Source organism: Streptomyces sp. NBC_00273, assembly GCF_036178145.1.
GTDB lineage: Bacteria > Actinomycetota > Actinomycetes > Streptomycetales > Streptomycetaceae > Streptomyces.
Window position 1 is genome coordinate 1,818,970 of the sequence record NZ_CP108067.1, and the last position, 15,264, is coordinate 1,834,233.

Below are 15,264 nucleotides of genomic sequence, written 5' to 3' on the forward strand. Positions count from 1 at the left end.
ACCCCGGCAGGGGTGGCGAGGCGCTTCATCCCTCCATGTTGACGGCGGGCACGACGCCGTCCGCCGAACCGTCGGAACCGGCGGAGTCCCCGCCCGCTCCCGTCGCCGGGATCTTGATGACCACCGCCACCAGCACGGCGGAGGCGAGCGCGACCAACGCCCCGATGCCTCCGATGACGTTCATGCCGTCGGTGAACGCCTCCCGGGCGGAGTCGAGCAGGGCCGCCGCCACTTCCGAGGACAGGCCGTGTGTCGCCTCGACCGCCCCGGCGAGCGTGTGACCGGCATCCTCCGACACCCCAGCGGGAACCTCCACCCCGCTGCGGTACACGGCGGCCCCGAGACTGCCGAGCACGGCCACGCCCAGCGCCATGCCGAGTTCGGTGCTGGTCTCCGAAATGGCAGCGGCCGATCCGGCCTGCTCGGGCTGGGCCGATCCGACGACGATGTCCGTCCCCAGGGCGATGAGCGGGCCACCTCCGGCGTACACGAACGCGAAGCCCGTCACCACCTGGGCGATGCCCGACGAGCTGTCGGCCAGGCTCAGCACCACGTGACCCATGCCCGACACGGCCAGCCCCGCGGCGACCACGTACGCGGGACGGAACCTGCTCGCCGCCATCGGGGACACCACGGCAGTCACGATCAGCGCGAACGCCGCCGGCAACAGGTACAGGCCGGCCTTCATGGGGGACAGTCCGCCGACGAGCTGGAGGTACTGCGTCACCGTCAGATACGTGCCGCCGGCCACCAGCATGCTGAGCAGCAGCGTGACGAGCGCGGCGCGGAGCGTCGGGTTGCTGAAGAGGCCGAGGTCCAGGAGCGGGCTCTCCAGCGTGCGCTGCCGGCGGACGAACAGCAGGCCGACGGCCAGGCCCACGACGAGCGCCAGGACGGGGATCGGGCCGACCCCGTCGTTGGCGATCTCCTTCAGGCCGTAGATCACCGGGAGGATCGCGGCGAGCGACAGCGCCACGCTGGTCAGGTCGAGCCGGCCGGCCTCCTCGTCACGGTACTCCGGCAGCAGGAGCGGGCCGGCCACCAGCAGCAGCCCCATGACGGGCACGCCGAGCAGGAAGACCGAACCCCACCAGAAGTACTCCAGCATGGCGCCGCCGACCACCGGTCCGAGGGCGATGCCCACGGAGAACATGGTGACCCAGACGGCGATCGCCACGCCGCGCTGCTGCGCGTCGCGGAACATGTTGATGATCAGGGCGAGGGTCGAGGGCATCAACGTGGCACCGGCGATGCCCATCGCCGCCCGCGCCGCTATCAGCGTGGTCGGGTCATCGGCGTAGACGGCGGCCAGGGAGGCGAGGCCGAACGCGGCGGCGCCGATCAGGAGCAGCTTCCGACGGCCGATGCGGTCGCCCAGGGTCCCCATGGTCACCAGGAAGCCGGCGATCAGGAACCCGTAGATGTCGATGATCCACAGCATCTGGGAGGCGGAGGGCTTCAGACCCTCGCTGATGTGCGGCACGGCCAGGTGCAGCACGCTCACATCGATGGACAGCAGCAGTGTCGGCAACGCCAGCACGGCCAGGCCCAGCCACTCACGGGGTCCTGCCTGCTCGGTGGTGTCGGCGGTGGTACTCATGCGGTTCCTTTCGGGGGTGGTGCTAGTCGGTGCCCGACACGGTCATCGGGCGAGGGGGTGTGGGAGGAGCAGCTCCGACCGGGGGTCGTCGGGGCCGGGCACCAGACGGGAAACGACCGTCGACGCGTTGGCGGGTGTGTAGAGGTAGAAGTGGCCGCCGGTGAAGGTCTGCCGGTCGAAGCCGCCCGAGGTCTCCAGCGACCACAGGTGCATCCGGTCGTCGATGACGACCGGGTCGTCCACCGCGCCGAGCGCCAGGATGGGGACACGGGTGCCGGACAGCGGCCGCCGGTAGGTCTCCATCGCCTCCAGGTCGGCCCGGATCGCGCGGAGCGACGGCCGCATCAGATCGACGCGGTCCATCAGTCCCGGGGACATCCCGCCGATGTCCGTCAGGTGCTCCAGCAGCTCCGCGTCGCTGCGGAGGTGGGCGAACGGCGGCTCGCTGGGGAAGCACGGCGGCTGGCGCGCCGATACGGCCAGCAGGGCGGGAGGCAGTCCCTTCTGCTCCATGGCGCGGGTGAGTTCGTATCCGAGCACACTGCCGAAGCTGTGCCCGATGACCGCGTACGGCAGCGGCTCCAGCTCCGCCAGGCCTCGGCTGAGGGCGTCGACCAGCGGCTCGACGCGGGTCAACGGCGGCTCGTTGATGCGCGCTCCCCGGCCGGGCAGCTGGGCGACGACGCACTCGACGTCCTCGGGCAGCACCTGCCACCAGGAGCGGAACGCGGACGGCCACCCACCGGCGTGCGGGAGCGCCACGACCCGGAACCGCGGACGGGCCCGGGGCCCGGGCCCCGGGCCGGTGCCGGCCACCCGGCGCGCACCGCTCCCCACCGTCATCCACCAGCCGCTCATCACGGCCCCCCGTCCGCGGGCGCGGGCAGCCCGGAGATCCCGGACGGCCCGGACCGGCCGGCTACGGACGACGAGCCGGCCAGCAGCGGGTGATGGTCCTCCAGGTGAGTGATCACCCGGTCCTGGTGACGCTGGAGGCGCTGGCCGGGAAGGTGCTCGAGCGCGTGCAGGAACGGGTCCTGGGGGGCCGGCAGGCCGGCGATCGCGCTCGCCGTGCCCAGCACCAGCATCGGCTGGTACCACGCCGAGTAGCCGCCCTCGTGGGCGAAGACGATCCTCCCTCCGGTCAGTTCGTCCGCGAGCCGGCACATCGCCGCGGTCATGGCATGGAAGGTGCGGCTGGTGCACAGCATCCGGCCCATCGGATCGTGGCCGCTCGCGTCGACGCCCGCCGCCACCAGGATCAGATCGGGGCGGAAGGCACGGGCCGCCGGCTCGACGATCCGGTCCATCACGGCGAGATAGGCGCCGTGGCCGGAGCCGGCGGGCAGCGGCACGTTGAGGGTGCTGCCCGCCCCTGCCCCCGCGCCGGTCTCCAACACGAGACCGGACGCCGCCGGGAACAGCCCCTCCTGGTGCACCGAGACGTACAGCACGTCGGGATCCTCGTAGAAGGTCCGCTGGATGCCGTTGCCGTGGTGCACGTCCCAGTCCAAGACCAGCACCCGGCGCGCCCCGTGGCGCTGCGCCGCCCGGGCAGCCACCGCCACGTTGTTGTACAGGCACAGCGCCATCGCCCGGTCCGGCTCCGCATGGTGGCCGGGCGGCCGCACCAGGCAGTACGCCCGGTCGAACCGGCCCTCCATGACGCCCGTGGCGGCCTGCACGCAGGCCCCGACGGCAAGCCTCGCGGCCTGGGCACTGTGGTAGTTGACGTGCGCGTACACACCGGCATCGCCCGAGCCTGCCGCCGAGGCCGCCTCGACCCGCTCGATGTGCTCGGGTACGTGGACGAGCAGCAGGTCCTCGTCGGAGGCCGGAGTCGGCGTGAGGCCGGTGAACCGGTCCATCACGCCGGACGCCTTGACCAGCCCTTCGGCACGCCGGAGGTCCGGGTCGACCGCGAACTGGCGCAGCGGCTCGATGCCCGGCCCGACCGGCACGTACCCCGATCCGGGACCGGGGTCGTGCCAGAAGCAGATCTCGTGGCTGTACCACGCGAGACGGGAGGTGCTCACCAGCCGGACACGCCCAGCGAGGCCCGGCTGATCCCGGCGACCTTCTCGATGTACTGGAGGTAGTACTCGCGTTCCTCGTCCGGCGTGCGCTTGGTGCGCAGCGTCGTCTCCAGCAGACCGAGCACCTCCCCGGCCTCGGTGGAGGTCAGCCGCCGGTCGCCGACCTCCTTCTCGAACGTGCGGATCCGCGCGGTCGGCTCCACCACCCCGGACACGAACTCGCCCTGGTCGGTGCCGTGGTTGCGGGTCGAGGCGATGGTCTTCAGAACCGCTCCGAAGAACGCCGTGGTGTCGACATCGGTCATGTTCGATTCCCCCTTGGTTGCATGCGGTGGTCTGCGCACGGTTGGGTCCGGTCCTGTGGGCCGCTCCGCCCGGTCAGTGCTCAGTGGATGAGGCCACAGGCGCGGCCGGCCTTCTCCAACGTCACGACGGCCGCGTCCAGGTCGGCGTCGGAGTGGCTGAGGTTGACGATGGTCCGCAGCCGCGGCAGCGTCCGCGGCACGGCCGGGTAGACGATCGGCTGGACGAAGAGCCCGTCGAGCTGGCACGACCGGGCCATCGCCCCCGCCTGCTCGGCACTGGTGCAGATGATCGGCACCACCGGCGTCTCACTGGCCAGCGTGTTGAAGCCCAGGGCGCGCAGCTGCTCGCGGTACCGGGTCGTCTTGGTCCGCAGCTCCCGGGTGAGGGACGGGGCGGCCGCCATCACCTCGACCGCGGCCTTGGCCGCCGCCACCTGAGCGGGAGTGGCTGCCGCCGAGAACATCCAGCCGCGGGCGTTGTTCTTCAGCGCGAAGATCAGGTCCCTGGACCCGGCGACGTAACCGCCCGCGCTCGGCACCGTCTTGGAGAGCGTGCCCATCTTGACGTCGACGCGTGCCGGATCGATGCCGAAGTGCTCGGTGATGCCGCGGCCGGTGTCACCGAGCACACCGAGGCTGTGCGCCTCGTCGACCATCAGCGGGGCGTCGTACCGCTCGCACAGTTCCACGATGCCGGGCAGGTCGGCCACGTCGCCGTCCATGCTGAACACGGCGTCGGTGACCACCAGGCGGCCCGCGTCGCCCGCCTTGCGCAGGGCGCGTTCCAGGTCGGCGAGGTCGTTGTGGGCGTAGGTGATGACCGACGCGCCGGACAGCCGGTACCCGTCCAGGATGCTGGCGTGGTTGTAGACGTCGCCGATGACGAAGTCGCCGGGGCCGACGAGGGCGCCGACCGTCGCCACGTTCGCCATGTAGCCACTGGAGAAGACGATGGCGTCCTCGGTGCCCAGGAAGCGGGCGAGCGCCTGTTCCAGCTCCCGGTGCAGGTGCAGGGTGCCCGCCAGCAGCCGCACCCCGTGCGCGCCGGTGCCGTGCCGCTCGACGGCCCGCAGAACCTGGTCGTCGATGTAGCCGTGCCCGATGAGTCCGAGGTAGCTGTAGGAGGCGAAGTTCAGGAACCAGCGGCCGTCGAACTTGATCCGGGGGCCCGTCGCCTCCTCGATGACGGGCTCGTAGAAGTACTCGTCCTTCGCGACGATCAGGCGGTCCTCCGCCGACAGGGCGTCGATGCGGCGGTCGAGGAACCTGCCGTGGGGTGCGTCGGTCAGCCGGCCCGGCAGGGTGCGCCGCGGTATCCGGTCGGCCGCCGGGGCGGGGGTGGGGGTGGGGGTCGGCACGGGAGCGGCGACCGGTGCTGGGGCCGGCGCGGGGGCCGGGATGGCCGGGGCGTGCGGCACGTCCCTGAAGCGGTCCCAGTCGGGAACGAAGGAGTCGGCGCCCCGGGCCGTGGCGGCCACCGGCCGGTCCACCGCCGCAACCGGCCGCTGCTGCGGCACCGCGACGCGCGGCGCCCCCGCCGGAGCTGCCTCGGGCACTTCCCGGACCGGGGCGGGAGCGGGGGTGGGCTCGGAGGTCGGGGCGGGACGGCTGCGCGGGAGCGATTCGAGGTGGGCGAGCAGCGCGCCCACGTTGGTGCGCTCGAAGAACACCATCGGGTCGATGTCGAGCCCGTCGGCGTTCAGCGACGCGGCCAGCTCGACCGCCATCATCGAGTCGAGGCCCAGTTCCAGCAGATCGTCCTCGGCTGCCACGCCGTCGACGAGCAGGACCTTGCTGATCGCGTGGGTGAGCGACGGCCACAGTCCGGTTTCGGGCGTGACAGCAGTCATGGGTGCATCCTTCGCTTTCGCGGCGGCGGACAGAACGTAGTGCGCGGGTGGTTGTCCCAGGGCCGTACGGAGGAGGTCGATGCCGTCGTCCGCGGTGAGGGCAGGGATGCCGTGCGCGGCGGCCTTCGGGGCGATGGACTCGCCCATGCCGACGGTCCACAGGCCCCAGCCGAGGCTGTACCAGGGCCGGCCCCCGGCACGTTGGCGGGCTGCGTAGCCGTCCAGATAGGCGTTGGCCGCGGCGTAGGCGCTCTGGCCGAGGTTCGCCCGTACCGCCGCAACCGAGGAGAACAGGGCGACGAATGCGGGCCGGTCGTACCCGGACACCAGGTCGGCGAGCGCGTGCGCGCCGCCGATCTTGGGTCCGAGTACGGCGTCCACCTGATCCGGGGTCAGACCGCGTGCCAGTCCGTCGCGCAGCACTCCGGCGGCGTGGAACACCCCGTCGTAGCGTGCGGCGTCGGGCAGTGCCTCGCGCAGTGCGCGGACGTCCGCCGCCACGACCGCCAGGTCGCAGCGTTCCGCCAGCCGGTCGAGGCGTTCCCGGGCCTCTCCCCGGTCCGGCACGGTCCGCCCGACCAGGGTCAGATGGGCACAGCCCGCTTCCGCCAGGTACTCCGCGACGCGCAGGCCGATGCCGCCCATGCCGCCGGTGATCAGGAAGCGGCCGTCCCGGTAGCGCGCCCGGCCGGTGGGGCGCGCTGGCGACTGCGGCCGTAAGGAGGGTTCGTACCAGGCGTCACCGCGCCGGGCGAGTTCCGGCCGGTCCTTCTCGAGCGTCTCCCACAGGGCAGCGGCAGCGCCGTCCTCCGGGTCGGCCGGATCGCCGAGGTCGTGGTCGAGGTCGAGGTCGAGCAGGCGGACCCTGGTGCGGGGATGCTCGACCTGCAGCGTGCGGCCGAGACCCCACAGAGCGGTCATGAAGGGGTCGACGGCGTCCTGCGCCACCACCTGGTGGGCGGCGGTGGTGACGATCAGCAGGGAGGGCATCGGGGGGCGGGCCGCGAGCCCGCGCACCATCGCGAAGACCTCCTGTAGGGCCTGCGTCACCGGCGCCTCGCCGGTGAGCCCGCGCGGTGCCACGTACACCACGTCCCGGAAGACGGTGTCGGCCGGAAGTGCGTCCGGGCCCCCTGCGGAGAGCTGCGCCGGCGTCAGGTGCAGGACGTAGCGGCCGGCCGGGGGACGGAGGGCGTGCGCGGACACGACCAGCACGGGGCCCTCGCCCGCCGACGCCTGAGCGGGAGCCGGGTCCACCTTCCGCCAGACGACGGTCTCGATCGAGGCGGCCACCGTGGCAGGCGTGGACTCCGCGGGCTCCGCGGATGCTGCGGGTCCGGCGGCCTTGAGGGTGATGCGGTCCAGTTCCAGCAGGACCTCCCCCTGCTGGCTGCAGACCACGGCCCGCCCCCGTACGGCACCGCCCCGGCCCCCGGCGTCGGCCGGATCGTCCCGCTCGACCAGGGCGATCACCGTGCCGGACATCCGGCGGCGGGCCACCAGCCGGCCGATGTACCAGGGCAGGCACGCCCCGGCCGCACCGCCGTCGAGCATGCCGAGCGCCTGGAAGACGCTGTCGAGCAGCGGCGGCGGCACGAAGGGGGGCGCCGACGCCGCGTTCGGGTCGTCCGCGGCCCGGAGCATCAGCAGCATCCGGCCCGGGCCCCGGTGCGCCGACCGGATCGCCTGGTACGCCGGCCCGTACGCGATCCCGCTCGCCTCGCGCCACGCGGCCACGTCCGACAGCGGCACCTGCTCCGTGCAGCCGGCCCGCAGCGCTGCCACGTCGACGTAGCGGGGCGGCGGCAGCGGGCTGCCGGTCGCCCGGGCGGTGCTGTGCTCGACCGGTAAGCCGTCGTCCCCGGGCTGCACGGAGCGGAGGGTGCACCGGCCGTCCTCCGCCGTACGGACCTCGATCTCGGCCCCGACTCCCGTCACGAGCAGGGGTGCCTTGAAGGCGACCTGCTCCAGCGTCCACCGGCAGTCGGGGCGCCCGGCATCGCAGGCCGACAGTACGGCGTCGATCTGCGCGGCGGCGGGGACGACCGGGACGCCGCCGATCCGGTGGTCGGAGACGAACGGATCGGCGACTCTGAGGAGTGATCTGAGGCCGCTCATGTGTGGAGGTCGAATCGTTCGGTGGCCTGGACGAGACCGTTCACCTGGATGTCGACCGCGTGCTCGCCCGAGTAGTACCGGCGCGTCTGCACCTCCTTGATCGTGTGCGTCTTCTCCAGGGACCGCCGTTCGCCGGGGCCGAGTTCGAGGGTGGTCAGCTTGAAGACCTTCGGAATGCTGCGCCCGTTCTTGCGCACGTGGTGCACCACGTAGTCGACGGCGACGGTGTGCGGCCGGTCGTCGGTGTTCTCGACGTCGAAGTTGATGACGAGGGTGTCCCCGATGGTCACCGACCCGGGGGTGATCCGCAGCCGGGGCACCCTGAGGTGCTCGCCGCCCGTGGCCCCGAGGATGGCGAGGGCCTGCTGGTCGCCCTTCTTCACGAGGGTGCGCAGCCCGTGCTTGACGATCCAGTTGGTCTCGGGTGTGGGGCTCTCCTCCAGCCAGCGCAGCGCGGTCGCGAGCGCGACCTCGGGGTTGTCCTTGGAGATGTCGTTGAGGTTGTTGGCGACGGACTTGCGCACGTACTCGGAGGAGTCGCTGCGCAGCGGTTCGAGGATCTCCAGGACCGGCAGCGGGTCCTTGACGAACACGGTCAGGGTCCGGGCCCAGGGCAGCCGAGAGCGGACGCCTTCGGTCGCCAGGCGCCGTACGTTGTGGCTCGGGCTCTGGGCCCATTGCGCGACGCGCTCCATCGTCAGCACGTAGTGCTGTTCGAGGTAGGGGCGGATCGCGTACTCGCCCGTGTGCCGCTTGGTGATCTCCTCGATGGCGTCCAGCGACGCGTCGGGGTGGTCCAGGCCGTACTCCTCGACGAAGCGGGCGACCGGCATGAGGAACCAGCTGGCGTTGAACATGCCTTCCCCCTCGGCCAGTTCGTCTCCGAGGACGGACAGGAGGATCGGCAGGGCGTCGGGGTAGTCCGCGGGCAGGCGGGTGCGCAGCCCTTCGGCCAGGACGAGGACGCGGTCCTTCAGCTCCTTGCCGGGAATGCGCGCCTCGACCTCTGCCGCGTAGCCCTCCACATCGAACTCGAGGTGGACGGTGCGGATCTTGTCACCGATCAGGCGTGCCGCTTCGCCGTTGAAGTGTCGCTTCAGTCCGTATTCGCTAGCCATGGTTCTGGTGCCTCTTCGTCTCGTTCTTGTAGTTCGTCGTCGTGTCGTGCGGGTCGGCGGATATCCAGAACCGCTGTCGCTTGAAGGGGTAGGTGGGGATGGTGACGGTCCGCTGGCCCTTGCCCCGGTGCAGACCGGCCCAGTCCAGATCAGCAGGCGTCTGGTTCACGTACGCGGCCACCGCCGCGTGCAACTCGGTCTGATCCGCGCGGTCCCGCCGCAGGGTGCTCAACCACACCGGATGCGACTCGCCCCACGAAGCCCGCGCCAACGACGTCAACTGCGGATGGGAACCGATCTCCCACACCACCCCCGCACCCAATCCGCCGAGTGCCGCGACCGCCTCGCTGAAACGCACCGGCTCGCGAATCGCCCGACCCCAATACCCGGGATCCATCACCGACTCGGCCGAATGCCACCCGCCCGAGACCGACGACGCGAACGCCACCGCCGGAGCCGCGAGCGCCGTCCCGGCCACCGCCTCCGTGAACGGCACGACCGCACCCTCCATCGCAGCCGAATGGAACGCATGGCTGACCACCAGCGGCTGCGTCCGCAACCCCGAACCCGCGCGGAACCCGGCCACCGCACCCTCCGGCCCCGTCACCGTCACCACGCGCGGCGCATTGAACGCCGCGACCTCCACACCCGGATGGGCAGCCAGAGCCAACAACACCGCCTCGGCATCCGCATGAACCACGGCCATCGCACCCTCACCCGGCTGCGACTCCATCAACTGACCCCGGACCGCGGTCAACCGCAGCAGATCCGCCAGCCCCAGCACACCGGCCGCCCACGCAGCCGTCAGCTCACCCAGACTGTGACCCACCACCGCATCCGCACGAACCCCGACCGACTCCAGCCAGCGCACCAAACCCACCTGGACCGAAACGATCCCCACCTGCGCATACCGCGTCCGGTCCAACCGGCCCGCCACATCACCGAACAACACATCCAACAACGGCACATCCACGTACGGCACGAGCAGCTCGGCACACTCGTCCAACGCAGCCCGGAACACCGGCTCCGTCACATACAGACCACGGCCCATCCCCGCATACTGCGAACCCTGACCCGTGAACATGAACACGTTCTGAGCGGAAACACTGCCCTTACGGGAAACAGGAGCCAGGCCCGCCGCAAGATTCCTCAAACCGGTAGTCAATTCACTAGCGTCACCACCGTGCACCACCGCACGGAAACGATGCCCGGCACGCCCAGCATTCGCCGTGAACGCGAAATCGCCCAGCTTTTCCGCCGACGCGCCATCCAATTCATCCGCGTACCCGCCGGCCAAGGACCGCAGTCCCGCCTCGTCGGCCGAACTCACCCGCACCACGTGCGAGTCCTGGGCCGGTACTCCCCGCACCGGAAGGACAGGAGGCTCCTCGACGATCACATGAGCGTTCACCCCACCCATGCCGAACGCACTCACCGCAGCCCGCCTAGGCCCACCGTTCCGCGGCCACTCCACCGCACGATCCGCCAAATAGAACGGCGTCTCCTCGAACCGAATGTGATCATTCGGCCGCACCACGTGCAACGACGGCGGAACCACCCCGTGCTCCATCGCCAACAACACCTTCACCAAACCCGCCAAACCCGCAGCAGGCTCCAAATGACCGACGTTCCCCTTCAACGAACCCACCGCACAAAACTGCGACCGCTCCGTCACCCCACGCCACGCACGCGTCAAACCCTCGATCTCAATCGGATCACCCAGACCCGTCCCCGTCCCATGCGCCTCCACCAAACCGATCGACTCCGCAGACACCCCCGCATCCCGCAACGCCGCAGAGATGACGTCCGCTTGCCCGCGCGGGCTGGGTGCGGAGTAGCGGGTGGTGCGTCCGCCGTGGTTGACGGCCGCTCCCTTGACCACGCCCCGGATCCGGTCACCGTCCCGCAGGGCGTCGTCGTACCGCCGCAGGACCACGGCCACGGCTCCTTCTCCCGGGACGAAGCCGTCCGCGGTGCTGTCGAAGGCGCGGCTGCGGTGCCGGGGCGACAGGGCCATGAGGTCGCCCATCGACCGGAAGTACTCCGGACTGATGCCGGCGTGCACGGCCCCGATCACCGCGGTGTCGATGTCGCCGGTGCGCAGGTGCTGGAGTGCCGAGTGCAGGGCGACCAGCGAGGACGAGCAAAGGGTGTTGACCAGTCCGCTCGGGCCGTGCCAGTCCATCAGGTAGGACAGCCGGTTGGCGATCATCGCCTCCAACCCGAGGCCCCGCCCGTCGGGTACGCCGTGGCGCACTCGCTCCTCGTGGTAGTGGTCGTGGCTGTAGGCGATCCACAGACCGGTGCTGCCGTGGGCCCGGGTGCCGATCCGACCGCCGTCCTCCAGGGCCTCCCAGATCGTCTCGTAGACGATCCGCGCCTGCGGATCGATCAGGGGGGCTTCGCGGGCCGAGATCCGGAAGGGAGCCGGATCGAACTCGTCCACGCGGTCCAGGAACGAGGCGTACGGGACCGGCCCGGCTACGTTCTGCCAACGGCCCTCGGGCAGCGGGCGAACCGTGTCCCGGCCTTCTGCCAGCAGCTCGGCGAAGGCGGTCAGGGTGCTCGCGGTGGGCAGCCTGACGGCGGCGCCCACGACTGCGATGTCCCGCGGCCGGGGTGCCGCCTGGGCGAGTGCGGGGGGCTCGGCCGCGTGCGCGGCGTCGGGTGTTCGCGGAGTGACGGTTGCCCGCGCCACCGGTGTGGGCTCCGCCGGCGCGGCCGGGACCGCGGCTTCCGGAGCCGCCTTGGGTTCCGGAGCCGCCTGCGGCGCCTGGTCTGCCGGGGCCGTCGGGGCAGCCGGGGCAGCCGGGGCAGCCATCGTGTCGACGAGCCCTGGCGCTTCCTCCACGAGGAATTCGGCGAACTGCCGGGGTGTCGGGTACTCGAAGAAGACCGTCGGATAGAGGGACAGGCCGTGCTCCTGGGAGATGCGCTCGCTCAGCGTGACCAGCCCGACCGAGTCGAAGCCGGCGGACAGGAACTCCGTATCGGCGTGCTCCTCTGGGGTACCCGTCAGTGCTAGGAACCAGGCGAGCGCCCGCACGGACCGCGAGGCGGCGGGGGCGGCGGGAGCCACCGGGACAACGGGGACCGCCGGGGCTACGGGGACCACTGGGGCCACAGGTGCCGCCGGGCGAGGTGACGTCGCAACGGGCGCGGGCTGCTGCGGTGTCAGCGGCGCTACGGACGCGGCCGGCGCCGGCGCGGACGCCTCCCCCGCGCTGAACGCCTGGACGGGAACCCGCTTGGACGACATGTCGCCGAAGACCAGCAGCGGCGTGCCCGCCTCATCGGTGACGGTCTGGGTGACCCGGCAGGCCTCGTCGTTCCAGAAGGCGATCTCCGTCCGCACGTAGGCGGCGTCGTCCAGCGGTCCGAGGACCTCCAGCCGGCCCACCGAGAGCGGAATGAACGCGGAGGCGTCCGCCGTGCCGAACACCGGGTTGGCCGGATCGATCGCCGCGACCGTCACGCTGTCCAGGAGCCCGGGGAAGAGGTGCACGCCGGGCGGGTTCATCTCCCGCTGCCGGGTGCCCTCGATCCGGGCGAGCGTGCCGCCGTCCGGGAGGCTCGCGACCCAGGAGATGTTCCGGTAGTAGCGGCCGTGGTGGTAGCCGATCCGGCGCAGCCAGCGGTAGAGGCTCGAGCCGGCGTGCACGGCGGAGCGGGCGCAGTCGGCCAGCAGGGTATCGAGGGGGACGGGGAGCGGCGGCTCGGGCAGGTGCCCGGTGGCGAGCCGGCCGGTCACGTAGGGCTCCCCGCTGTCGGCGTCCTCGACCCTGAACCGGCCGTCCGCGGCGACCCGGCCGATGACCCGGCGGGCCCCGGACGCGATGAGCGGGCGGTGGAAGAGGACGTCCCGAGCCCCGTGGAAGGGTTCGCCGCGCAGGGCGGCGCCTTCGCGCAGGAAGTCGAACCACGCCACACCCGGGAGCATCAGCGTGCGGTACACGGCGTGCTGGGCGATGGGCGCCTCGGCCGGTCCGAACACCCGGGAGAAGGCGTACCCGGCCGCCCCCTCGTCCGACACCAGCTCCGCGGGCGCCCCGGGTTCGGCCGAGCGACGGGGCTCGGCGAGGTTCAGGGCCCGGCCGCGCGGCTGGGCGAAGGGCAGCACGCGCTTGGTCCACGCCGTGCCCGTGGCCTTCTGGAATGCCGCCCAGTCGATGTCCCGGCCTGCTTGGAAGAGCTCGGCGGCGATCGCGGCGAGCACCGTGGCGACCTGCCGCTCCTCGCGGGCTTCGGCCAACCGCGCGCTGACGTCGTGGCCGCCAACACCACCACCGCCCTGTGCGTCGTGCTCCGGGTCGCCGTCACGCCGCAGGACGTCGGCCACCGCCTGCTCCAGCGGGACGCGTCCTCGTACGAAGTCCCCGACCGCCTCCCAGCCCGGGGGCAGGTCCACCGCGCCTTCGGGCAGTCCGAGGTCGCGCAGTGCGATCGCGAGGCAGACCCCGGACAGGATCCGCAGCAGCTCGCCGGAGAACTCGGCCAGCCGGGTGCCGGTGGCCGTTTCGAACAGGCCGACGACCTCGTGTACGGCCGGCGTGGAACGGTCGAGGGCCGACAGCCATGCGGTCGGGGCCGCGGCCGCCTCGGGGCGTACGGATACGGCGCTGCGGGGGCTGCCGAAGGCGCCGGCGTCCTGTGCGCCGGTCCGCAGGAGCCATGCGCGCAGAGCGGTGGCCAGTTGGTCCGCGTCCGCGCCGACGACGGCCATCCGCTCGGTACGGTGTGGCCGTGCCAGACGCGCCGTGGCGCACACGTCGCCGAGTTCGCCCGGACCGTCCGCCAGCGTGGGCAGGAACGACAGCCACTGGGCGACCAGTTCGCGCAGCGCGTACGGGCTGTCGGCGGACAGCGGCAGCACGTGGACCGGCCCGGGCTTCCCGCCGGCCCCCACCGGCCCGGCGGGGGTGCCGGACGTGCGGGGGGCGCCCTCGGCCACCACGTGGGCGTTGGTGCCGCCGAATCCGAATCCGCTCACCGCGGCCCGGCGCACCGGCGCGTCCGGCCAGGGGAGGCTGGTGTCGGGCAGGTGGAACGGGCTGTCGGCGAGGTTGAGGCGCGGGTTGGGCGCGTCCACCGCCACGGCCGGGACGGTACCCTCGCGCAGCGCGACGATGATCTTCGCAAGTCCGGCCAGGCCCGACGCCGAGTGCAGATGGCCGATCCGGCGCTTGATCGAACCGAGCGCCACGGAGTTCCGCGGGACGCCGTGGCGGGCGAACACCTCGGTGAGCGCCCGTATCTCGATCGGGTCGCCGATGGCGGTGCCGGTGCCGTGCGCCTCCACGTACTGGACGGTCGCCGGGTCGATCGTCTTGTACGCCTTGTCCAGCAGCTCGATCTGGGCTTCCAGGTTCGGTGTGGTGACGCCCATGGTGCGGCCGTCGTTGTTGACCGCGACCCCGCTGATGGCTCCGAGGATCAGGTCGCCGTCGGCCAGTGCCGCCGGCATGGGCTTGAGCACCAGGGCTGCGGCTCCCTCCCCGGGCACATAGCCGTTGGCCTTGCTGTCGAAGGTGTGGCACAGCCCGTCCGGGGAGAGCGCCCCGGTGCGGGAGAGGAGTACGAACGTCAGCGGGTCGATCAGCAGGTCGACCGCGCCGACCAGGGCGAGCTCGCAGGTTCCGGCCGCCAGGCTCTGGCAGGCGAGCCAGACCGCCGACAGCGACGACGAGCAGGCGGTGTCGACCACCAGGCTCGGGCCCGCCAGGTCGAGGCGGTCGGACAGCCAGGCCGCCGTGAAGTTCTGCGACCGCCCCCACAGGGCTGCGGGCCCGGGCCCACCGGCGGAGCCCGGTGCGGCGGGCGGAACCAGCCCCCGGCCCTGGTCGAATCCGTACGCGTTCATGCGCGCGCCGACGAACACGCCGGCGTCGAGCCTGCGGCGCACCCCCAAGTACCCCGCGTCCTCCAGGGCACGGGCGCCGACCTCCAGCATCACCCGCTGCTGGGGGTCGAGGAACACGGCGTCCTCGGCGGTCAACCCGAACGCCTCGTGGTCGAAGGAGAACGGGTCCACCAGGAACGCGCCGCGGTGGTGCGTGCCCTGGTGGGGCCCCTCGCCCCGGTACAGCTCGCGGGCCCACCGGCTCGACGGGACCTCTCCGACCTCGACCCCGTCGCCGCCCAGCAGAGCCGTCAGGTCGACGACGTCCTCGGCGCCCGGGAGCCGTACCGCAAGGCCGATCACGGCGATGCGGGTGTCGAGCTCGCTCACAGTAGTCC

Annotated in this window: 7 protein-coding genes; all 7 read right to left on the reverse strand. The window is 72.0% G+C overall.

Annotated elements, in window-relative coordinates:
- Positions 1-25 precede the first annotated feature (25 nt).
- The 7 genes from OG386_RS07820 to OG386_RS07850 all read right to left on the reverse strand — a co-directional run bounded on the left by OG386_RS07820 (position 26) and on the right by OG386_RS07850 (position 15,256).
- Complete coding sequence (locus tag OG386_RS07820) at positions 26-1,600, reverse strand: MFS transporter (RefSeq protein WP_328787434.1); 1,575 nt, start codon at positions 1,598-1,600, stop codon at positions 26-28.
- A 42-nt stretch (positions 1,601-1,642) separates the two neighbouring features.
- Positions 1,643-2,458, reverse strand: coding sequence for a thioesterase II family protein (locus OG386_RS07825; protein WP_328787435.1), 816 nt, complete (start codon positions 2,456-2,458; stop codon positions 1,643-1,645).
- Positions 2,458-3,636, reverse strand: coding sequence for a class II histone deacetylase (locus OG386_RS07830; RefSeq protein ID WP_328787436.1), 1,179 nt, complete (start codon positions 3,634-3,636; stop codon positions 2,458-2,460). The genes OG386_RS07825 and OG386_RS07830 overlap by 1 nt, the downstream gene beginning before the upstream one ends.
- Positions 3,633-3,941, reverse strand: coding sequence for a hypothetical protein (locus OG386_RS07835; protein WP_314252016.1), 309 nt, complete (start codon positions 3,939-3,941; stop codon positions 3,633-3,635). The genes OG386_RS07830 and OG386_RS07835 overlap by 4 nt, the downstream gene beginning before the upstream one ends.
- Positions 3,942-4,021: 80 nt before the next feature.
- Positions 4,022-7,909 carry a bifunctional SDR family oxidoreductase/pyridoxal phosphate-dependent aminotransferase family protein gene (locus tag OG386_RS07840; protein WP_328787437.1) on the reverse strand — a complete coding sequence of 1,296 codons (3,888 nt, stop codon included), beginning with the start codon at positions 7,907-7,909 and terminating at the stop codon, positions 4,022-4,024.
- Positions 7,906-9,027: a DNA alkylation repair protein gene (locus OG386_RS07845; RefSeq protein WP_328787438.1), complete on the reverse strand. Its 1,122-nt coding sequence runs from the start codon at positions 9,025-9,027 to the stop codon at positions 7,906-7,908. Before OG386_RS07845 ends, OG386_RS07840 begins: the two co-directional genes overlap by 4 nt.
- Positions 9,020-15,256: a polyketide synthase gene (locus OG386_RS07850; protein ID WP_328787439.1), complete on the reverse strand. Its 6,237-nt coding sequence runs from the start codon at positions 15,254-15,256 to the stop codon at positions 9,020-9,022. The genes OG386_RS07845 and OG386_RS07850 overlap by 8 nt, the downstream gene beginning before the upstream one ends.
- Between the last annotated feature and the right edge of the window lie 8 nt (positions 15,257-15,264).

Coding starts and splice junctions, on each gene's coding strand:
- OG386_RS07825 (WP_328787435.1), bottom strand. CDS start 2,458: ATGAGCGGCTGGTGGATGACGGTGGGGAGCGGTGCGCGCCGGGTGGCC.
- OG386_RS07840 (WP_328787437.1), bottom strand. CDS start 7,909: ATGAGCGGCCTCAGATCACTCCTCAGAGTCGCCGATCCGTTCGTCTCC.
- OG386_RS07820 (WP_328787434.1), bottom strand. CDS start 1,600: ATGAGTACCACCGCCGACACCACCGAGCAGGCAGGACCCCGTGAGTGG.
- OG386_RS07845 (WP_328787438.1), bottom strand. CDS start 9,027: ATGGCTAGCGAATACGGACTGAAGCGACACTTCAACGGCGAAGCGGCA.
- OG386_RS07835 (WP_314252016.1), bottom strand. CDS start 3,941: ATGACCGATGTCGACACCACGGCGTTCTTCGGAGCGGTTCTGAAGACC.